The sequence below is a fragment of the Aliikangiella litoralis genome (genome assembly GCF_052495765.1).
In genome coordinates this window covers 3,319,374-3,340,518 of the sequence record NZ_CP199292.1, presented here as the reverse complement: position 1 = coordinate 3,340,518, position 21,145 = coordinate 3,319,374, and the positions used below count along the sequence as shown (strand labels likewise).

Annotated in this window: 23 protein-coding genes; 6 read left to right on the top strand and 17 right to left on the bottom strand. The window is 37.4% G+C overall.

The annotated features are described in order from the left end of the window. Positions 1–25: 25 nt before the first annotated feature. The gene (locus ACT5E3_RS13715) at positions 26–211 is read left to right on the top strand and encodes a hypothetical protein (protein ID WP_444994109.1); all 186 of its coding nucleotides are present in this window, start codon (positions 26–28) and stop codon (positions 209–211) included. A gap of 48 nt (positions 212–259) precedes the next feature. Here ACT5E3_RS13715 and ACT5E3_RS13710 read toward each other — a convergent pair whose 3' ends face one another. After that, positions 260–568, bottom strand: a complete 309-nt coding sequence (locus ACT5E3_RS13710; RefSeq protein WP_444994108.1) for a DUF2288 family protein — start codon at positions 566–568, stop codon at positions 260–262. Positions 569–960: 392 nt separating this feature from the next. Here ACT5E3_RS13710 and ACT5E3_RS13705 point away from each other — a divergent pair, with 392 nt between their 5' ends. Further along, positions 961–1,470 (top strand): DUF3016 domain-containing protein, encoded by a 510-nt coding sequence (locus ACT5E3_RS13705; protein WP_444994107.1) that lies wholly within the window; start codon positions 961–963, stop codon positions 1,468–1,470. A 10-nt stretch (positions 1,471–1,480) separates the two neighbouring features. Here the strand turns inward: ACT5E3_RS13705 and ACT5E3_RS13700 are convergent, their stop codons facing one another. Genes ACT5E3_RS13700 through metG form a run of 8 tightly spaced genes read right to left on the bottom strand, consistent with a single transcriptional unit; the run spans position 1,481 to position 9,022 of the window. After that, positions 1,481–2,128, bottom strand: a complete 648-nt coding sequence (locus tag ACT5E3_RS13700; protein ID WP_444994106.1) for an electron transport complex subunit E — start codon at positions 2,126–2,128, stop codon at positions 1,481–1,483. Beyond that, positions 2,106–2,774 carry an electron transport complex subunit RsxG gene (gene rsxG, locus ACT5E3_RS13695; RefSeq protein WP_444994105.1) on the bottom strand — a complete coding sequence of 223 codons (669 nt, stop codon included), beginning with the start codon at positions 2,772–2,774 and terminating at the stop codon, positions 2,106–2,108. The genes ACT5E3_RS13700 and rsxG overlap by 23 nt, the downstream gene beginning before the upstream one ends. Continuing rightward, positions 2,767–3,822, bottom strand: coding sequence for an electron transport complex subunit RsxD (gene rsxD / locus ACT5E3_RS13690; protein WP_444994104.1), 1,056 nt, complete (start codon positions 3,820–3,822; stop codon positions 2,767–2,769). Before rsxD ends, rsxG begins: the two co-directional genes overlap by 8 nt. Further along, positions 3,823–5,445: an electron transport complex subunit RsxC gene (gene rsxC, locus ACT5E3_RS13685; RefSeq protein WP_444994103.1), complete on the bottom strand. Its 1,623-nt coding sequence runs from the start codon at positions 5,443–5,445 to the stop codon at positions 3,823–3,825. After that, entirely contained in the window at positions 5,442–6,020 is a 579-nt protein-coding gene (gene rsxB, locus ACT5E3_RS13680; protein ID WP_444994102.1) for an electron transport complex subunit RsxB, read from the bottom strand. The genes rsxC and rsxB overlap by 4 nt, the downstream gene beginning before the upstream one ends. Next, positions 6,020–6,601, bottom strand: coding sequence for an electron transport complex subunit RsxA (rsxA, locus tag ACT5E3_RS13675; RefSeq protein WP_444994101.1), 582 nt, complete (start codon positions 6,599–6,601; stop codon positions 6,020–6,022). Before rsxA ends, rsxB begins: the two co-directional genes overlap by 1 nt. Positions 6,602–6,623: 22 nt before the next feature. Next, positions 6,624–6,989, bottom strand: coding sequence for a hypothetical protein (locus tag ACT5E3_RS13670; RefSeq protein ID WP_444994100.1), 366 nt, complete (start codon positions 6,987–6,989; stop codon positions 6,624–6,626). Between the two features lie 2 nt (positions 6,990–6,991). Next, positions 6,992–9,022 carry a methionine--tRNA ligase gene (gene metG, locus ACT5E3_RS13665; protein ID WP_444994099.1) on the bottom strand — a complete coding sequence of 677 codons (2,031 nt, stop codon included), beginning with the start codon at positions 9,020–9,022 and terminating at the stop codon, positions 6,992–6,994. A gap of 179 nt (positions 9,023–9,201) precedes the next feature. Between metG and apbC the strand changes: the two genes are divergently transcribed. From apbC to ACT5E3_RS13645, 4 genes are all read left to right on the top strand, one after another. Then, positions 9,202–10,305, top strand: coding sequence for an iron-sulfur cluster carrier protein ApbC (gene apbC, locus ACT5E3_RS13660; protein WP_444994098.1), 1,104 nt, complete (start codon positions 9,202–9,204; stop codon positions 10,303–10,305). Between the two features lie 61 nt (positions 10,306–10,366). Then, on the top strand, positions 10,367–10,930 hold the full coding sequence (dcd, locus tag ACT5E3_RS13655; protein ID WP_444994097.1) for a dCTP deaminase: 564 nt from the start codon (positions 10,367–10,369) through the stop codon (positions 10,928–10,930). Between the two features lie 96 nt (positions 10,931–11,026). Beyond that, on the top strand, positions 11,027–11,779 hold the full coding sequence (locus ACT5E3_RS13650; protein WP_444994096.1) for a PhnD/SsuA/transferrin family substrate-binding protein: 753 nt from the start codon (positions 11,027–11,029) through the stop codon (positions 11,777–11,779). Between the two features lie 25 nt (positions 11,780–11,804). Next, positions 11,805–12,515 carry a DUF599 domain-containing protein gene (locus ACT5E3_RS13645; protein WP_444994095.1) on the top strand — a complete coding sequence of 237 codons (711 nt, stop codon included), beginning with the start codon at positions 11,805–11,807 and terminating at the stop codon, positions 12,513–12,515. Here the strand turns inward: ACT5E3_RS13645 and ACT5E3_RS13640 are convergent. The 8 genes from ACT5E3_RS13640 to uspE all read right to left on the bottom strand — a co-directional run bounded on the left by ACT5E3_RS13640 (position 12,496) and on the right by uspE (position 21,138). Further along, the gene (locus tag ACT5E3_RS13640; RefSeq protein WP_444994094.1) at positions 12,496–14,925 is read right to left on the bottom strand and encodes a heavy metal translocating P-type ATPase; all 2,430 of its coding nucleotides are present in this window, start codon (positions 14,923–14,925) and stop codon (positions 12,496–12,498) included. The genes ACT5E3_RS13645 and ACT5E3_RS13640 overlap by 20 nt on opposite strands. After that, complete coding sequence (locus ACT5E3_RS13635; protein ID WP_444994093.1) at positions 14,912–15,421, bottom strand: FixH family protein; 510 nt, start codon at positions 15,419–15,421, stop codon at positions 14,912–14,914. Before ACT5E3_RS13635 ends, ACT5E3_RS13640 begins: the two co-directional genes overlap by 14 nt. A 6-nt stretch (positions 15,422–15,427) precedes the next feature. Beyond that, positions 15,428–16,849, bottom strand: coding sequence for a cytochrome c oxidase accessory protein CcoG (gene ccoG / locus ACT5E3_RS13630; RefSeq protein WP_444994092.1), 1,422 nt, complete (start codon positions 16,847–16,849; stop codon positions 15,428–15,430). Positions 16,850–16,919: 70 nt separating this feature from the next. Continuing rightward, positions 16,920–17,807: a cytochrome-c oxidase, cbb3-type subunit III gene (gene ccoP / locus ACT5E3_RS13625; protein WP_444994091.1), complete on the bottom strand. Its 888-nt coding sequence runs from the start codon at positions 17,805–17,807 to the stop codon at positions 16,920–16,922. Continuing rightward, positions 17,800–17,991, bottom strand: a complete 192-nt coding sequence (locus ACT5E3_RS13620) for a cbb3-type cytochrome oxidase subunit 3 (protein WP_444994090.1) — start codon at positions 17,989–17,991, stop codon at positions 17,800–17,802. The genes ccoP and ACT5E3_RS13620 overlap by 8 nt, the downstream gene beginning before the upstream one ends. A gap of 6 nt (positions 17,992–17,997) precedes the next feature. Continuing rightward, on the bottom strand, positions 17,998–18,606 hold the full coding sequence (gene ccoO / locus ACT5E3_RS13615; protein ID WP_444994089.1) for a cytochrome-c oxidase, cbb3-type subunit II: 609 nt from the start codon (positions 18,604–18,606) through the stop codon (positions 17,998–18,000). A 2-nt stretch (positions 18,607–18,608) separates the two neighbouring features. Beyond that, positions 18,609–20,024, bottom strand: a complete 1,416-nt coding sequence (gene ccoN, locus ACT5E3_RS13610) for a cytochrome-c oxidase, cbb3-type subunit I (protein WP_444994088.1) — start codon at positions 20,022–20,024, stop codon at positions 18,609–18,611. 211 nt (positions 20,025–20,235) lie between these two features. Then, entirely contained in the window at positions 20,236–21,138 is a 903-nt protein-coding gene (uspE, locus tag ACT5E3_RS13605; protein ID WP_444994087.1) for a universal stress protein UspE, read from the bottom strand. Positions 21,139–21,145: the final 7 nt, after the last annotated feature.

Here is a 21,145-nt window from a genome sequence, read left to right as displayed (position 1 = left end):
CCATATCTATTAGAAGGAGTAAGTGATGGTTTTAAATCGTAAGAGTGCTAAAAAAACAAGTAATGTGAGTTTGTTTATTGCAGTTGCAATGATTGGTGCTATATTTGCTTCGCTTCAAACACAAGGTTATCAAGTTGATGTATTAGCTCAAACAGGAGTTAATTTATGCAAACTTGGTTTTAATGATATTGTGACTGCTTTATTTTGGTAGTTAAAAGTCAGATTAATAAACGGGGCAAAGGCCCTGTTTTTTTATGCTTCAAGATTGTACTAATTGACATAAAACATAAGGAGCTACTACTACGGCCCAAAGCTTTGGGTTATCTAAGCAGTATTTTTTGGCCCATTCGGGAGTTACAAATTGAATACTTCTGTCTAAAATTAAGGTTTCAATTTCTTCTTTTTGATTAGATGCAATTTGTGAAGCAACGGTGACTAAATCACAATTATTCGTAACACAAATTAAACTACCTTTAGCGAAAAAAAGCTCTAATTCTTTCCAATGAACAATTGCTGTTTCCAGGTTGATTTTGGTTTTTAGTGGCAATTCTTGGTTAGATTCTGTCACATTAATATCTCTTTAAGTCGAAGCTGTACGATTTAATAAGGGGCTCATTATCTTTTGATAGTTAGCCATATTTATAATTAATACTGGTTATTTTGCACATTAGTTAGTCATTGTTGAGTCATTATATTTTATGTATAACTAATAGAAAGCTACCCCTTTACTTGTCTTTTCAATTTTTTACAAATTTAGAGTAATAATAAGGGTAAAAAATGTTGTTTAATGTTTATGCATAGGATCATAAATCAAATAGAGTAGAATGTCGAAAGCTTGATTGATACTTGTTTAGCTTGAGTATTTAGGTTTCAGCGTAACGGGTATATACTATTTACAATCGATTTATTGTAGGTGTGTATCTATTTTATTACCAATTTGTCAATCGCGGAGAACACCAAATGAAAATAAACATATTTAAATCAGTCATACTAACTGGGATCACCTTAGCAACATTAAGTCTTACACCAGTCGTTGCCGCAAAAGTGGAAGTTAAGTTGGTTGAACCTAAGAAATTTAGAGATATAGAGGTAACTGGCAAAAGCACTAATAAAAGTATTGAAGATGTACATAAGTCGTTAACTTCATTATTGGAAAAGCTAACTGAAAAACTGGTCAGTGACTCAGAAACGCTGATTGTTAAAGTCACTGAACTTGATTTAGCTGGTCATATGGAATGGGTGAGAAGTAATAGAGATATGCGGATAGTGAGAGAAAATGATCGTTATAGCATTGAATTTAGTTATGAGTTAAAAAATGTTTCTGGAGAAGTGATTAAAAAAGGCGACGCTAAAATTAAGGAGTTTTTAAGTAGTAGTCCTTCGCGAATTAAGCAGCATGATTCCCATTTACTAGGATATATGGCTAAAGACCTTAAAAAATGGGCGGATGAAAACTTAAAAAATAAATAGTGGGTATTAGTTATTTATATTCATCTATTTTGTTTTTGATTGCAACTAAGAGCGCCAAGCCTATAAAGGCTCCTGGAGGCAGTATTGCGAATAAAAACTTTTGATCAGTCAGGTAAAACTTAATTGTTAAATCACGAGCCCACTCACCCAATAGTAAGTGGGCTCCATCTAAAATAGTGCCTTGCCCTATAAACTCTCGTAATCCACCTAAAAGCATTAGCACGATTGTAAAACCAACTCCTTGTGCAATACCGTCGATAAAAGAAGGAAGGACTGGATTTTTACTGGCAAAAGCTTCTGCCCGGCCAATAATAGTGCAGTTAGTGACAATCAGGGGAATAAATATTCCTAAAATTAAATATAATTCATAAGTGAATGCGTTCATCAGCAATTGAATATTCGTCACAAAAGAAGCAATGAGCATAACAAAAATGGGAATTCTGATCTCTTTAGGAATATGCTGCCGAATGAGAGAAACTGTTACATTTGATCCAACCAATACAAAGGTGGTTGCTATACCTAGACCTAAACCATTAATTAAACTGCCAGTGACTGCTAATAGAGGGCATAGTCCTAGCAATTGAACAAGCGCAGCATTATTATTCCATAATCCATTTTTGATAAGTTGAGAGTGGTTAGCTTCCATTTTTTTCTCCACAACTTTGTCCTGTTTCAAAAAGTTGAACTTTATTTTGGTCGAAGTAAATAAGAGATTGATTTATCGCTTTTATTATTGCTCTTGGGGTTATTGTTGCGCCAGTTAAAGCATCAAAATCACCGCCGTCTTTTTTGACTCGCCAGACATTTTCTGGAGTATTCGCGAATGATTTATTATCAAACTGCTTAATCCAGTTTGATTTTTCTATTTCTATTTTATCGCCTAAACCTGGCGTCTCCGAATGTTCTGTGACACGAACTCCTGCAATTTTTCCACTATTGTATATACCAATGACGAGTTTTATTTTTCCTGAGTAGCCATCAGGTGCAATACTGGTCATAAAAACCGCGTAATTTTGATTATCTTTTCTCATGCGATAGACTTTTAAGGGGTCTGAGCTTCCTAGTAATTCAGGACTGATTACCAGTCGGCAGTCGTGGTAAACGTCATTATTATATTCATTGGCAGGAATAATTTCATTTAAACGACGCGCAAGTGCTGTTTCAATTTCTTCTGCAATTTTGTCTTTTGTTATTAAATGAGTAATAGCGATTAGACCTGTAGAAATTAGCGCAAATAAAGCCAGAATAGCGCCATTTTTAATGGATGCCTGCTTGATTGTTGGTGAGCTAATTTGTTCAGTCATTGGAAGACTCGCTTTTGTGTCCATAGACTATAGGCTTGGTATAGTGATCAATCATAGGGGTTGCTAAATTGAGTAGCAATATTGCAAATGCAACCGCTTCTGGGTAACCGCCAAATGTTCTGATAATAACTACCAGAAAACCAATTAATAAACCATAAATAATTCTACCTTTAGGTGTTGTTGTTGCTGATACCGGATCGGTTGCAATAAAAAAAGCACCTAACATTGTCGCACCCGTTATAAGGTGAAACCAAGTGGGTGTATATAATTGGGAGTCATAAGTATGGAGAGCCTGACTTGTGATAGTAATCCCTAAAAGAAATGAAAACGGAATATGCCAACGAATAATTTTGCTAACTAATAGATAAATACCACCAAGTAGAAAGCCAATATTGACCCACATCCAACCATTTAAATTATTAGAAAAGTTTTGTTGAGAAAAAATTTCGGATGTCATATGACCTAGAGTAAATTCCGTTTTTGTATAGTCTAAAGGAGTAGCCATAGTAAAACCGTCAGCAATATTTCTGTAAAATTCAGCAGAATGGCCTGATGATGTTTCTGAAAATAAAATAAGCTGAAGTGACTCAATAAAAGTTGGAAAGTTGAGACTAATTTCTCTAGAAGGCATCCAACTAGTCATTTCTACAGGGAAAGAAATAAGCAATAATACATAACCTGTCATTGCTGGATTAAAAGGATTAAAGCCTAATCCACCATATAATTGTTTTGCAAATATAATGGCAAAAGAAACGCCTATCAAAGTCATCCATATGGGGAGTGTTGGTGGTAAAGCTAAACCTAATAATAGCCCTGTTAGTAAAGCTGAGTTGTCTTTAAGCGTTGTTAGTGGATTACGTTTTCTAAGGTATAAAACAAAATATTCTGCTCCAATTGCAAATAGGGCACAGCTCAACAAGTTAATTAATACGCCAAACCCAAAAAAATAAATTTGTATGAAAGCACCTGGTAATAATGCTAAACAGACTAGTAACATTAAGCGGTTTGTTGGTAAAGCATGGTGAAAAAAAGGAGATGATAGTTTCATTTATTGATCTCCATTTGGCTGGGCGTTTTGTTGTGCTTTTTTCTGCTTAACTCTTTCTAACGCTTCGTTAATAGCGGCTTTTTTATTAGAAATATTGCCGGTTTCTTCATTGGCTGATTTTTTACGTGCTTCGGCAGCGCGTTGATGCTTAAGCGCTCTTTCTGCTTTTGCTCTGGCTAATCGCATTTCGCGAAACTCAAAACGCTGCTTCGCTTTTTCAGATAACATTTGTTTGTTTTTATTCGTTCTGATCACCGATTTTCCATAACGGTAATATTGAACTAAAGGAATTTCACTAGGGCAGACATAGGCGCAGGCTCCGCACTCTATACAATCGAAAAGTCCTTGATTTTCTAAGTTTTCCCACTGATCACTTTGGCTAAACCAGTATAGCTGTTGAGGTAGTAGCTCTACAGGACAGACTTTTTCACATTCACTACAACGAATACATTCCTGGTGTTGCGTTGATTGTGTTAACCAGAGCTTTTCATCGACATCTTTGCTATTAAAAATAAGACAGTTTGTTGCTTTAGTAATTGGCACATTAAAATCATTAACACTTTGTCCCATAAGAGGGCCACCAATAATTACTCGTTCACAGCGAGAAGTGTCGATATTAAATTGTGACATAATGTCGTTAATTGTCATGCCAAAAGGGATCCAATAATTTCCGGCTTTTTGAATTAAATTGCCTGTAAGGGTAACTAGCCTATCAATAAGAGGTTTTTCATAAATTATGGCTTGATAAACAGCGTGTAGAGTGGCCACATTTTGGATGAGTATACCCATTGATGCTGGAAGTTGTCCTGCGGGTAATTGCTTTCCGGTTATGAGTTCTATCGTTTGTTTTTCTCCACCACTAGGGTATTTAGTTGGTGCAACTTTTATTGTTATTTTTACAGTTGATGTTTTTGATGAAAGTTGTTTGATTGCCTTTGATAAAACATTAATGGCTTCAGTTTTGTTATCTTCAATTGCAAATATAATTGATTTTGCATTAACTATTTTAGCGGCTATTTGTGCGCCTAAAATAATATTTTCAGGTTGTTCTCTCAGCAATCTATCGTCACAAGTGATATAGGGTTCACATTCCATTGCATTTACAATTAGTGTATTGATTGGTGTTGCAGATAATTTCACGCTAGTTGGGAAAGTTGCACCGCCTAAGCCAACAATACCGGAAGCTTTAATTTGTTTTAATAAGTCTTCTGCAGAGCTATTTTTCCAGTCAGGCTGAGGAGAAGGGGCTTTAAAGTTGGTTATAGTTTTACTATCGACTTTAAGGCTAATAGCTAATTGTTTCATTCCTGATGGATGGCCAATATATTGTGGCTTGATGGCAGTAATCTCTCCGCATAATGGGGAGTGAATATTCGCCCCAAATACTTCATTATTGTCAACGAGCAATTGTCCTGATGATATTTTGTCGCCAACAGAGACAATTATTTTTCCTGAATCTCCAATGCTTTGTTGTATTGGAATGATTAGTTGTTGCGGAAGATTAACTTTTTCTATTGGTCTGTCATTCGACAGTGTTTTAAATTCTTGGGGATGAATTCCACCATGAAACTTACCTTCAACAGGTTGAATAATTTCATCAAACTGAATGGTGTTTTTTTTCATGAAATCACCTGTATATCAATTTGATTGGTGGTAGAGTCTAATTTTGGTTTTGGCCACTGCCACTCATTGAGTGTTAACTCTATTTCCGGCATATCAATACAATCAACGGGACAAGGGGGGACACACAAATCACAGCCGGTACATTCAGAAGCAATAACAGTATGCATTTGTTTAGCTGCGCCCACAATCGCATCGACAGGGCAAGCTTGGATGCATTTTGTGCAACCAATACATTCCTCTTCTCTAATGACTGCAACTCTTGGTCGGCTTTCCTCACCACAAGATTTATCTAATTCAATGACTTCAACGTCTAAAAGCTCAGCTAACGCTTTTATACCCGCTTCACCACCTGGTGGACAACGGTTGATAAGTTCTCCTTGGGCAATCGCTTCGGCATAGGGTTTGCAACCAGGAAAGCCGCATTGCCCGCATTGTGTTTGCGGTAACACATCGTTAATTTGTTCAACAATTGGATCGCCTTCAACTTTAAATTTTATCGATGCAAAGCCGAGTAAACTGCCGCATAAAAATGCAAACACGACGAGTGTTAGTGTGGCGATAATGAGTTCTTGCATTAGATTTTTACCAGTCCTGCAAACCCCATGAAAGCGAGTGACATTAACCCTGCGGTAATTAAAGCAATAGAGGCTCCTTGAAATGGTTTTGGGACATCGGCTACCGATATTCTTTCTCTAATGGCTGCAAATAAAACCAAGACCAAGGAAAAGCCTAAAGCTGCACCAAAACCAAATATGATAGATTCGATAAAGTTATGTGCTTGGTTGACGTTTAAAAGTGCTACCCCGAGGACTGCACAATTTGTGGTAATTAAAGGCAGAAATATACCAAGCAACCGATATAAGACTGGGCTCGATTTATGAATAACCATTTCTGTGAACTGGACAACGACCGCAATGGATAGAATAAATGAGAGTATTTGTAAGTACTCTAAATTTAATGGCTGTAGTACATAAGTATTAATTAAATAGCTGGCGACCGATGCTAAAGTTAATACAAAAGTCGTTGCCGCTGCCATGCCTGCTGCTGTTTCAACACGGCTAGATACCCCCATAAATGGACAAAGGCCCAAAAACTTAGCCAGCACAAAATTGTTAACTAAAACAGTACTGATTAGGAGTAAGACAATTTCTGACATAACTAAGTCTTCAGATATCGGGTTATTTAGGTTCCACTTTTGGCGGTGTTACAGCTTGTTTTTTCTGTTTTGCATCAACAAAGTGTTTAATCGCTAATGTTAATGCAAGAACAATTCCCCAGGTTGTAACTAAAGTAAATAAACCTTGGTAAATGGCTGTGATACCCTCAACTTCAGCGTTGAGCAAACTGGTGAGAAACATTGGTGCATATAGCGTTGTATCTGTCACTGTTTGTGGAGTGAATGCACCAACAGCAATAAAACTCAGCAAGCCTGCACGATAGGCAAACCGCCAGTTTCTCAGTTTCAAGTCAATAACAAACAATAAGGCAATACCGAGTATAATATAAAGGATCCAGGCTTGTGGGTATAAATCAAAACTCTGCATTATTACTTTACTCGCATACCTGGTTGTGCACCATCATCAGGGTTTAAAATCCAGAGCTCTTTACCTCCTGGACCTGCAGCAAGTACCATACCTTCTGATAGGCCAAAGCGCATTTTTCTGGGTTTTAAGTTGGCAACCATTACGGTTAATTTACCTTCAAGCTCTTCAGGTTGGTAAGCCGATTTTATACCCGCAAAAACCTGCTTGATGACTCCGTCAAGATCGAGTTTTAAACGGAGTAGCTTTTCTGCCCCTTCGACATGTTCAGCTTTAACGATTTTGGCTATTCGTAAATCTAACTTATCAAAATCAGAAAATTCAATTTCTGGTTTGAGAGGTTCCGCCAGTTGAGGCGTATTGGCGGTTTCTGCTTCTTCTCTAGATTCTTCAATCATTGCATCTAGGTGTTTTCTTTCAATTCTTTGTACCATCGGTTTAAAACGATTAATCTCATGCTCTTGTAAAATATTTTGTGCGTCTTGCCATGTTAATGGTTTTACATTTAAAAATGCTTCAACTTGTTTAGCGATTGATGGAATTGCTGGTTTTAAATAAATGGTTAAAATTCGGAACAAGTTGAGTGATACCGAACTGACTTCATGCACTTGTTTAATTGTCGCTTCATCTTTAATTTTTACCCAAGGTTCTTCTGTTGCTATGTACTGGTTAGCTTTATCAGCCAAAGCCATAATATCTCTGATAGCAGAACTATATTGTTTATCTTCATAAGCTTGTGCAATTTTATCACTGGCTTGTTGAAACTCTTTGATTAAAGGATGTTGTGAAATACCCTGGGTTAATTTTCCATCGAAACGCTTGCTAATAAAGTTAGCACAACGGCTGGCAATATTAATATATTTACCAACAAGATCTGAGTTAATGCGTGCAACAAAATCATCTAAGTTCAGATCAAAATCTTCAACTCGATTATTGAGCTTTGCCATAAAGTAATAACGTAAATACTCTGGTGATAGATGTTTAAGGTAAGTTCTTGCTTTGATAAAAGTACCTTTAGTTTTGGACATCTTTTTACCGTCCACAGTCAAGAAACCATGGGCATGAACTTTAGTTGGTTTTCTGAAACCACTACCGTGTAACATGGCCGGCCAAAACAGGGTGTGAAAATAAACAATATCTTTGCCAATGAAATGATGGACTTCCGCGTCGCTATCTGTTTTCCAGAAATCATCGAAATTAAGGTCATCTCGTTTATCGCATAAGTTTTTAAAGCTAGCCATGTAACCGATTGGTGCATCAACCCAAACATAAAAATACTTGTTGGGGGCATTAGGAATTTCAAAGCCGAAGTAGGGGGCATCACGAGAAATATCCCATTGTTGTAAGCCGGTTTCAAACCATTCATCAAGTTTGTTAGCAATCTGCTCTTGTATATGTCCGTCTCGAGTCCACTTTTTAAGCATAGCTTCGAAATCAGTCAATTTAAAAAAGTAATGCTCAGAATCCTTATTAATAGGTGTTGCTCCTGAGACTGCTGATTTCGGGTTTTTTAGTTCTGTTGGACTATAAGTTGCGCTACAGTTGTCACAGTTATCACCGTATTGATCTGGAGAGCCGCATATCGGACAATCTCCCTTGACAAACCTATCAGGTAAAAACATTTGTTTTTCTGGGTCATAGAGTTGTGTAATAGTGCGCTTGGCAATATGGCCTGAGTCATTGAGGCGATTGTAAATTAATTCGCAAAACTCACGATTTTCTTCACTATGAGTTGAATGATAATTATCATAACAAACTAAAAAGTCTTCGAAGTCTTTGATATGTTCTTCTTGGGTGGCTGCGATAAACGCTTCGGGTGAGATGCCTTCTTTTTGCGCTCTAAGCATAATCGGTGTGCCATGCGTGTCATCAGCACACACGCTAATGCATTGATGGCCTCTGGATTTTTGAAAGCGAGTCCAGATGTCAGTTTGAATATGTTCCAGCATATGACCAATATGAATTGAGCCATTAGCATAAGGCAATGCACTGGTTATCAGAATGCGTCTTTTGTTGTTTTGTTGTATCGAACTCACTAATATTACACTCAATTTTATTAAGGGTTTTCCCTTAGGGTTTTAACTCGCGCAACTATACCGTTTTTTGCCCTTCCTTTCATCAAAAACCATTGAAAACCATACAAAATAAACGAGTATTTCTGTGATTGATTCGGGTATAATCTGGCCAAATCATTTTAACCTATTTGTGATAGCTAATGTTAGACGAGCAAGCGATAATTGACTTAATCAACGATACAGAGTTTGGCAGCTTACCTGAAGGCTTTGAACTCGGCCCTTATATCCAAGAAACCTCTGTTATTGGTGACAATATTAGAGTAGAGGTTTTATTGCCTTTTCCTGCCAATGGTATCAAACATGAGCTTGCAGAAGAAATTGAGGCAGCCATTGTAAAGGCTTGGCCGCAAAGTAAAAAAGTCGCTATTGCTGTTAAACATAAAATTCAAGCCTATGAAACCAAGGCCGGTGTGCCTCAGCTAGCTAAAATAAAGAACGTAATTGCAGTGGCTTCTGGTAAGGGAGGGGTCGGTAAGTCAGCTACAAGTATTAATTTAGCCTTAGCTTTATTGGCTGAAGGGGCTACTGTGGGAATTCTTGATGCTGATATATACGGACCCAGTGTACCCATTATGCTGGGTATTCCTGATGAAAGACCAGTTTCAGAAGATAAAAAATCTATTCTGCCACTTAAAGCCCACGGGGTTGAAGCGATGTCGATAGGTTTTCTTGTTGATGAAAGCCAGGCAATGGTATGGCGAGGCCCTATGGCTTCACAAGCTTTCCAACAGATTATTAGAGATACCAGGTGGGGGGAGTTAGACTATCTAATTGTTGATTTACCGCCAGGAACAGGTGATATTCAGTTAACCATGTCGCAAAAAATACCTGTCACGGCTGCTGTTATTGTGACAACGCCACAAGATTTAGCGTTGGCTGATGCTAAAAAAGCCGTTGCTATGTTTGAAAAGGTAAAAATTCCTGTCATGGGGATAGTCGAAAACATGTCGACTCATATTTGCAGCCATTGTGGTCATCAGGAAGCTATTTTTGGTGAAGGGGGAGGTGAATCACTATCGCAAGGTTATGATATGCCGTTATTGGGACAATTGCCATTATCTATGTCAATACGTCAGCATTTGGATGATGGTAAACCAAGTGTGGCTTTAGAGCCGGAAAGTAAAATTAGTTTGACTTACCGAACAATTGCGCGCAACTTAACCGCTAATATGACTCAACTAGGTAAAGATTATTCCAAAGGTGCTGATAGTATCTCAATTAAAACCTGGTCGCCGAGTAACTAAGCACTGAATAATAAGATGGTATTTTTGTAAGAATTCGTAGAAATTAAAGAGATTGAGAATAATGAGTATTAAATCAGATCGATGGATGCAGAGAATGGCGGCTGAAGGAATGATCGAGCCGTATGAGGCGGGACAAGTCAGAAACGTCAATGGTAATCGTATTATTTCTTATGGGACTTCTAGCTACGGTTATGATGTTAGGTGCTCTGATGAATTTAAGATATTTACCAATGTTCATTCTGCGGTAGTTGATCCGAAAAATTTCGATGAAAACAGTTTCGTTGATGTGAAATCGGATGTTTGTATTATTCCTCCTAACTCGTTTGCATTAGCTAGAACAGTCGAATATTTTAAAATTCCACGAAATATATTAACGGTTTGCTTGGGCAAATCGACTTATGCTCGTTGCGGTATCATTGTTAATGTGACACCGCTAGAACCAGAATGGGAAGGTCATGTCACTTTAGAGTTTTCAAATACAACGCCATTACCTGCAAAAATATATGCTAATGAAGGTGTCGCACAAATGCTATTTTTTGAGTCGGATGAGGTTTGTGAAACTTCATATGCTGATCGCGGCGGAAAATACCAAGGACAAACAGGTGTGACCCTTCCAAAAACGTAATTTTTGATTATGTTAAGTAGATAAAAATCAATAAAAAGCAGTTTAATTTAAATTAGACTGCTTTTTTCTTATGTACTTTAGGAGATAGGGCGTACGATGAAATGCGCTATTATTGCTTCTTTAATTTTTTTATGTTTTCCCCTGTCTTTAAGTGTCCGTTCACAAACTCCGTTAAAGGTATTAGTTGATCTAAGTGAAGGCGGTTCTAGTTCCCCTCGGTTATATAAAAAATTTGCTAATTACCTAAAAGCGCAGAATTGTGTGGTCAATATTGAACACATTTCACATTATAATCAACAATCGTTTGATCTTTTATTTTCTAGCATCAAATTGCCTGAACATACACTAAAATTAATTAATAGCTATCAAGTTATGCAAATTAAAAGGGAGAAAGGTCATTTTTCACAGGCTGCAATAATAGTAAGGCAAAAGACTCATATTAATGATTTACAAAGCTTATCTGGTGTTCATTTCGCTTTTGTTCATCCAAGTTCTATCACTGGATTTGCTGATCAGAAAACAATGCTTCAACATGCCGGAGTTGAATTACAGCATAATCAAACGGTATTTACTGATAATCATATAGGTGCTTTAAGCTTGTTGTTACATAAAGATGTATTTGCAATTGGTGTCGATTATTTATTTGCTGAACAGTGGGTTAAAAGTAATGGTTTGAAAATCTTGGCAACAGGAGAACCACAAGCTGTTGGTGGACTCTATGCCAAGCGTTCAAGCCGTCCGGCTCAATTAAATCCTTGTTTAGTTGCAATAAAGGCTCTTACAAGAAACCGTAAGCCGGGTCGGTCAATTTTAAAACTGTTTCCTGATTGGATTGTCAATTACCAGTAGTAAGTTAAGTTGTTGGAGTAATTAAATGAATATATTTTCTCTAGTTGATTGGATCGCTTTATATTGGTTTATATTTTGTTGGGCTGGTTATACGCTTTTTGCAAACTATCGTTTAACTCGTGTTGCCAATTTAGCAAATAGTTTAACCATATTACGCGGGCGCTGGATGCAGGCGATGATTAACCGAGAAATGAGAATTCCCGATGTGACCTCTTTGGGAATATTACAGCGCAATGTTGCTTTTTTTGCCTCAACAACCATTTTTATTCTAGCTGGTTTATTAGCGGTTTTGGGTGCATCTGATAAAGCTATGCGATTAGCTCAGGCTTTGCCTTTTGTTGCTGAGCATAGCCAAGCAAGCTGGGAAATGAAAATTATATTTATGGTATTTATTTTTGTTTATGCTTTTTTTAAGTTTTCTTGGTCAGTGAGGCAGTATAACTTTGCTATTGTAATGTTTGGCGCTGCGCCTGAAAATACGAATAAAAATGTTGAGGAATATATTGGTTGTTCAAATGATTTATTAACATTAGCCAATAAGTCATTTAATTATGGATTAAGAGCTTACACTTTTTCGATGGCAACAATCACTTGGTTTGTTCACCCAATGTTATTTATTGGAGCGACAGCATGGGTCGTTGCTGTCTTATATCGACGAGAGTTTCATTCACGTACTTTAACCGCTATGCAAACTGCAATTGCTTCGTATGAAAAAATTAGCGACGCAAACGTATAGCGTTAAGCACAACAATAAGAGAACTTGCTGTCATGCCAATGGCAGCAAGCCAAGCTGGAATTAATCCCATTATTGCAAATGGTAGCGCAATTAAATTATAAAAAACCGCCCAAGAAAGGTTTTGTCGAATGATTCTATTGAGTTTACGTGCCACTTGAATCGCTTCACTGATGACAGTAAGATTTTGACTAACTAGCACGGCGTTTGATGCTCCTCTAGATAAATGTGAAGCAACTCCTAAAGTAATACCAACATCGGCTTGGCTGAGCGCACCAATATCATTAACACCATCACCAATCATTAATACACAATTACCTTTTTGTTGAGCACTTTGTATTGTTTGTAGTTTTTGCTCTGGAGATACATTTGCGATAATACTTGAAAAGTTAAACTGTGAACCTATTAATTCACAGACTTTTGGCGAATCACCGCTAATTAAATGGGTTTCAATATTAAGTTTTTGTAAATGTTTTAATGCTCTATCTGAGCTGGCATTGAGTTCGTCAGTGAGTATGAATGTCGCAATATGCTGATTGTTTTTAGTTAAGTATATAAGCAAGTTAGAACAATCTTTATTCGTAACTAAAGGGATTTCAATATTATTAAGTTTTGATTGTTGCTGAACAAACTCTTTTTTACCAATGCGGTAAGTTTGATTATTGATAACTCCCTCAATTCCGCCTGAGATAACTTCTTTTAACTCAGCCTCTGGTAGTGATGGAATATTTAAAGATTTAAAAGCATTTGCAATAGGGTGGTTAGAAATAGATTCTAGGTTAGCCGCAATTTGAATACATTCCATTTCGCTGATTGTTGCATGTAATAGAGTGCTATGAATAGACATTTTGCCTAAAGTTAGTGTACCGGTTTTGTCAAAAAAAGCTTGATTGATCTTGGCTAATCGTGAAAGCGTACTTTTATCTTTTATCATTAACCCTCGATCGGTCAGTCTAGCGATAGCAGCAGCGACGGCAGCTGGCGTAGCAAGAGAAAGTGCACAGGGGCAACTAACGACCAGTAAGGATAAAATAATGGGGAAAACTTTACTCGGATCTATTTGCCACCAGATAAAGCCAGTTAATAGACTGATAACTAATAAAATAATAACGTACCAGTTTGCAATTTTGTCTGCGACTGAAACTTCACTAGAGGTTAAATGCTCAGAATTATTTTGCAATTGGAGTAATTTTTGTACGCGGCAGTCAGCTAAGTTGGTTGTTGCTTGCATGACAAAGCTAGCACTCGTATTTTCTGAACCACTATATAATGAGTCACGGTAATTTTTTTTTCTTGGCATAAACTCGCCAGTAATAACTGCTTCATTAACCTCTGCGGTGCCATTAAGCAGAATACCATCTACTGGAACAATGGCTCCTGCGTTAATAATTAATTGGTCGGATGGTTTTATTTTTGCAGTCGAAATAACTTCGATGGTTCCATCTGCGTTCTTACGGTTAACTGATAGTGGTATTAGCTGCTTAAAGTTTTGTTGTTTTAATATCGCTTTTAGTCGCATTTTATGTTCGATAAAACGACCTACTAAAAGAAAAAATATGAACATTACTACAGAGTCAAAGTAATAAACTTTTCCATTGCTCAGTAGAGAGTATATACTCGCGCTGTAACTTGCAATAATTGCTATAGATATTGGCAAGTTCATGCCGAAATGAAAATGTTTTAATGCTTTCCAGGCACTACTAAAAAAAGGAAGTGCGGAATAAAAAACAACAGGTGTTGCTAATAAGCCACTAACCAAATGAAGAAAATAGGCATGCTCTTTAGAAATATCTTGGAAATCACCAATATATAAACCAGTGGCGAACATCATTACTTGCATCATTGCTAAACCAGCAACAATGAGTCGGCGGCTATAAGCTCTATCTTCGGCTTTAACCAATTTTTCTTGTTGATCTTCGCTGAAGGGGTATGCTCTATAACCTAATTCGCGAATGTTTTTTAAAATAGAGCTAAGTTGTGTGCTTTTTGTAAATTTTAACCTAGCTCGATTGGTTGTGGTGTTAACTTGTATATCGTTAACATCAAAACGTTTTTTTATTTGGTTTTTAATTAACCAGCCACAGGCTGCACAGGTGATCCCTTCAATGCCTAGTTCAATAGTTTGATACTCTCCTTGAGATTGAGTTGTAATTGAACTTAACACATCTGGTGAGTCTAAAGATTCTAATTCTAAAAGTTCCTGAGGAAGAATATCATCAGGTTTTATATTGCTTTTTGTTCTGAACTGGTAAAAACTTTCTAGTCCATTTGTTGAAATCATTTCTGCAATAGCCTGACAACCTGGGCAGCAAAAAGCTCTGTTGCCCCCTAGAACAATTGATTGGTAATTAGTCCCGCTTGGTATGTCTAAATAACAATGGTAGCAGCGAGCTGTCTCTTCAATGGTTTGCATGAATTTCTAAATGGTTATTTTCTGGATAATGCCAGCGTTTTTTAAGTAACCAATTTTCTTGCTCATCCATGATTCTGATATGCCAATAGGCTTGCGGTAATTGGGGAGGGGCAGCTACAAATTCGTCGCTAGATAATTTTTCAAATAATATTGTTTGGTCCAACTTGGCTTGAGTTGGGTGGGAAAAAAATACTTTGATACTTGTTGCTTTAACAGGAACTGAATTATTAGTTGATAACTTGATAAACATGAGTTCTGCATCTTTGTCGATATTGATTGTTGCTTTAAGATCAATTGCGCGGGCATTTTCTAGCTTGGTAATTGACTGGTTGATTGCTAAACCTTCTTTAAAGTAGTCATCTTTGACCATACTGTGAGGTTTATTTGCGGCAATCTGATAAGTAATAATACCTGCGATAACGGTTAGAAGAGGCAATGATATAATGAGCCATGGCCATTTTTGTTGATACCAAGGTTTAATGTCTGAGTTTTGCATTAAGTATTATCTCTTTTTAGGACCTAGAAATTTGCCTTTAGCTGTATATACAGTAGGGTTATCGCCAAGTGTTGTTATTTCAAAGTAAATATTATTAGAACGGCTCTTAAGGCTTTCTTGTGGTGAGCTAATTCTTAACGGTAATGTTAATACATCTCCTGCTTCAATATTAAATTCTGTATCGCCTTGAATTTTTGTACTTTCGATACCACTGACGGTTAACTTATAGCGGTTAGATTCTTGTGACATATTGAGAATTCTTAACTGAAATATATTTTCAATGCTGCCATCAAAACTTTCAGTGTACAAATTATTCCGATCACGAATGACATTAACATCGAGTGTAACTCTGGTGGCAATTAAATAAATAAAAATAGCGATTAAAGCAAAAAATAGTGAGGTGTATAGAAAAGTTCTTGGGCGGAATAGTTTGGTTGTTTGGCCTTTTTCTTCGTGTTCAGTGGTGTATTTTATTAATCCCTTCTCATAACCCATTTGATCCATAACATTGTCACATACATCAATACAGGCTGCACAAGCAATACATTCGTATTGTAAACCATTACGGATATCGATTCCTGTAGGGCAAACGTGCACGCATTGATTACAATCAATACAATCACCCAGTCCTTTTATTTTATAATCAGAATTCTTTTTGCGTTTTCCTCGTGATTCACCACGTTGATCGTCGTAAGATATAATCAATGTGTCTTTATCAAACATGGCGCTTTGAAAACGGGCATAAGGGCACATATGCAAGCAGACCTGCTCACGAAGACGTCCCGCATTTCCATAGGTTGCTAATGAATATAAACCGATCCAGAACCATTCCCAAGGACCTAAAGAGAGAGTTAAAATACCACCACCTAACTCGCGTATAGGAGAAAAATAACCTACAAAGGTATAACCGGTAAATAATGCAAAAATAATCCAGAAACTATGTTTTAAAAATTTTTTAGTGATTTTTTCTGGTCCCCAGGTTTTTTTGTCAAGTTTCATGCGTTTATTTCGGTTGCCTTCTATAAACTCTTCTATCCACATGAACGTTTCTGTCCAGACTGTTTGTGGACAGGCATAACCACACCAAAGTCTTCCAGCAATTGCAGTGAATAAAAACAATCCTACTGCACAGATAACAAGTAATAATGTTAAATAAACAAAATCTTGAGGCCAGAAGGTAATACTAAATAAGTGAAACTTTCTTGCAGGTAAATCGAGCAAGATAGCTTGTCTGGAATCCCATGTTATCCAGGGGGTTACGTAGTAAATGCCGAGAAGAGCAAAAACAGATAATATTCTCAGTTTGGCAAAAATACCATGTACCTGTCTTGGATAAATTTTGTCTGGTTTAGCGTAAAGATCTCTAATGACAATTTTGTCTGCTTGCTGGCTTTTTACTTGTTTAGTGTCGTGCTGTTTTTTCGACATGCCACTATTCTCAACAAAGTTTGGCCAAAGCGCCTAAATAGACACTTTGGCAGGAGTTTATATGATTTGATTATTTATTGGACAAACTATACACATAAGCTGCTACTAAGTGAGATTTTGCCTCACCTAATATTTCTGCATGTGCTGGCATTTGGCCTGTTCGGCCTTCTCGAATTGTTTTGGCGATAGAAGTAGAAGAGCCACTATATAACCAGATATTATCGGTTAGGTCAGGTGCGCCTACTGCGATGTTTCCTTTGCCATCCTTGCCATGACAAACAAAGCATTGAGTATCAAACGTCTTTTTACCTGCTGCTGCCTTTTTAATATCGACTTTATGTTGAGATAGTTGGCCAACATATTGGACAAGCTCATCAATTTGGTTTGCTGTTAAGCTATTTCCAAATGGTGGCATTGCTCCTGTTCTTCCATTAACAATGCTATGCTTAATTTGGTCAGGTGAACCTCCCCATAACCAATCTTTATCTGTCAGATTTGGATAGCCTGGATTTCCTCGTGCATCGGAACCGTGACAGCCGAAGCAGGTATTCATAAAGATGCGTTTACCCATTTCAGTGGCTTGCTTTATATTTGCCAATTTATCAATTGAAATATTAGAGTACTTATCAAACAGAGGCTGATAGGTTGCTTTAGCCTTGTTGACTTCTTCTTCATGTTGATTTTCCTGTGTCCAATTAAGTACACCTTCAAATTTACCGAACCCTGGGTATAAAATTAAGTAAATGATAGAAAACACTAATGTAATATTGAACATATTAAGCCACCAGCGTGGTAGTGGATTATTATATTCTTCAATACCATCATAAACATGGCCTGTTGTTTCATCTGCGTTTGTTTCTGACTCTTTAATAGTGCGAGTCCAGTGTAGGAGGGCCCAACATCCTAAAATGTTGATTGCGACGATGATTATTACCCACCAATTCCAAAATTCAGTCATGGTTGTCTACCTTAGGTTGTTCTTGCTTCAATTTGTTTGAGCGCTCATCGCCATCGGTAAATAGGAGATGAGCCGCTTCTTCATAGTGGCGTTTATTCTTTTTGCGATAAACTTGATATATCAAAATGATAAACAAGACAAAAAGGGCCAGGGTTATCAAACTTCTTACTAGGTTGATATCCACGTTAAATTACCTTTTATCTTTTAAAGCTAAGCCAAGCGCTTGCAAGTAGGCAATAACTGCCTCTAGCTCTGTTTTTCCTTCGACAGATGCTTTTGCCTCGGCAATATCTTGCTCTGAATAAGGAACTCCTAATAAGCGAAATGCTTTTAACTTTTCAGGGGTTAGTTCTGCATTAATGATTTTGTTTTCTAACCATGGAAATGCGGGCATATTCGATTCTGGTACAACATCTCGCGGGTTGAGTAAATGTACCCGATGCCACTCATCACTATATCTCCCTCCAACTCTTGCTAAATCTGGGCCTGTACGCTTAGAACCCCATAAAAAAGGGTGTTCCCAGACATGTTCTCCAGCAACAGAGTAATGTCCATAACGTTCTGTTTCAGAACGAAATGGCCGGATCATTTGTGAATGACAAGTGTTACATCCTTCGCGAATATAGATATCTCTACCTTCAAGTTGAAGCGCCGTGTATGGCTTCATACCTTTGACGGGTTTAGTCGTATCATCTAAGAAAAACAGTGGGACTATTTCTGCTAATCCGCCAAAACTAATGACTAGAATTATTAGTATTCCCATTAGGCCAATATTTTTTTCAACTGCTTCATGTTGCATGATTAGGCCTCCTTTAATGAATCTGAATCAGGCCCAGCCTGAATGGTTTTTACAACGTTATATGCCATAATCAGCATGCCTGATAAAAATAGTACGCCACCTAATAGACGAATACCGTAATAAGGATAGGTTGCTTGAACTGATTCTACAAAACTGTAAGTTAAGGTACCGTCTTCGTTAACTGCACGCCACATCAAGCCTTGCATTACCCCGGCTATCCACATAGCGGCTATATAAAGTACAACACCAATGGTCGAAACCCAGAAGTGAATATTAATAAGATCGATACTGACCATATCTTTACGTCCAAATAATTTTGGGATCAAGTAATACATGGCACCAATGGTTACAAATGCAACCCAGCCAAGTGCACCAGAGTGAACATGGCCGACAGTCCAGTCAGTATAATGAGAAAGAGCATTAACTGTTTTAATTGACATCATTGGACCTTCAAAGGTGGACATACCATAAAAAGATAGCGAAACGATTAGGAATTTAAGGATAGGATCATCACGTAATTTGTGCCAAGCCCCAGATAAAGTCATCATACCGTTTATCATACCGCCCCAAGAAGGTGCTAGTAGTATCAGAGAAAATACCATGCCGAGTGATTGGGCCCAGTTTGGTAATGCCGTGTAATGTAAGTGATGTGGACCTGCCCACATATAAATTGCAATTAACGCCCAAAAATGAACGATTGATAAGCGATAAGAATATACAGGTCGTTCTGCTTGCTTAGGGATAAAGTAGTACATCATTCCTAAAAATCCTGCGGTTAAGAAAAAGCCAACCGCATTGTGTCCATACCACCATTGAACCATTGCATCAATTGCACCAGCATAGGCTGAATAAGATTTAGTCATAGATACTGGTACTGCGGCGCTGTTGACTATGTGTAAAACAGCAACCGTTAAAATAAAGGCGCCATAAAACCAGTTAGCAACATAAATATGGGAGGTTTTTCGTTTAACGATAGTACCAAAGTATAAAATTGCATAAGCAACCCAGACTACAGCAATGAGGATATCAATGGGCCATTCTAACTCAGCGTATTCCTTACCACTTGTCCACCCCATCGGTAGTGAGATTGCGGCAAGTACGATAACAAGCTGCCATCCCCAAAACACAAAAGCGGCTAACCAATTACTAATAAGAGGGGCTTGGCAAGTTCGTTGCACAACATATAGAGAAGTACCCATTAAAGCTGAGCCGCCAAAAGCAAAAATTACAGCATTGGTATGTAAAGGACGTAATCTACCGTAGGTTAGAAATTCTATACCGTAGGTAAGATCAGGCCAGAATAATTGAGCGGCTATGATGACACCGACAAGCATTCCTACGATACCCCAAACGACAGTCATAATAGAAAACTGTCTGACCACAAGATAATTGTAGGTCGGAGAATTATTTTCAGACATTTGTATTCCTGTTGTTATATAAAGAAGCCGACGAAAATCGCCGGGTCGGATTTTGCAGTATCAGACAAGTCTTTATTGTGATCTAAATCAATAAATTATTGATAGAAATCGAGCAATTTCTTACGTGCACTTATTATAGTCTAGGATAATTTAAATTCACATCTTATTAGATAGCTAATTTTAAAACTTATAATTATAAAATAGTGGTAAATTAAGGCTTTAAAGCTAAGACTTCACATTGAAGATGCGTTAATACTCTCTCTGCTGTGTTACCCATAAATGCCCCTTTAATACCTGTGCGGCTGATCGTTCCCATTACAACAAGTTGCGAGTGGATATCTTTGGCTAGTTGCGGGATTCTATCTTCTGCTAAGCCTTCAATGACATGTAGATGTTCATCATTAATATTTTTATTAACAGCAAGGGCTTTTAGTTTTTTGTGGTTAAGCTTTGTGACTTTGTCGCGAAGGGCTTCTAAGTCAAAATCAGGTATTGTTACTGCATTATCGATTTTAGGGGATATATGTGTGGTGACTATGTGAACAGGAGTATCTGTCAGGCGGCTAACTAATTTAGCATAATTAACAATCTTTTGATTAAATACTTCTTCCTTGGGGTTTTCTGTTGCTGCGTCTACTGCGGTTATAATTGGTGCGGAGAGATTCCACTCCTTATCTTTTACAAGTAATAATGGTGCTGGACAATGGCGTAATAATTGCCAATCAACAGGCATGGTAAATGGGTTAATACTTGATGCATTTTCACTGATACGTTTAACGACTAAATCAGGAGTGAACTCTTCGCAGGCTTCCATAACGGCGTTTTGAATTTTTCGATGCCATTTTACACTGACTGAAACCGGTACACCTTGCTTTTCCACCGACTGCTTTAATTCGTTCAGGTAGCTGGCTCTGTTTTGCAACTTTTCTTGCTTTATTTGGTCTTTATGCTCACTGGATAACAAAGGTGATAACTCAGTTCCAGGATCATAAATGCAGCTGAGAAGAGTGATTTTAATGTCATAAAATTTAGCTAATTGTAGTACTCGCCCTAAAGCGATATGAGTTCTACGTTTTCCACTGACAACAACGAGTATATTTTGTGGAAATTTCATGGTTTTC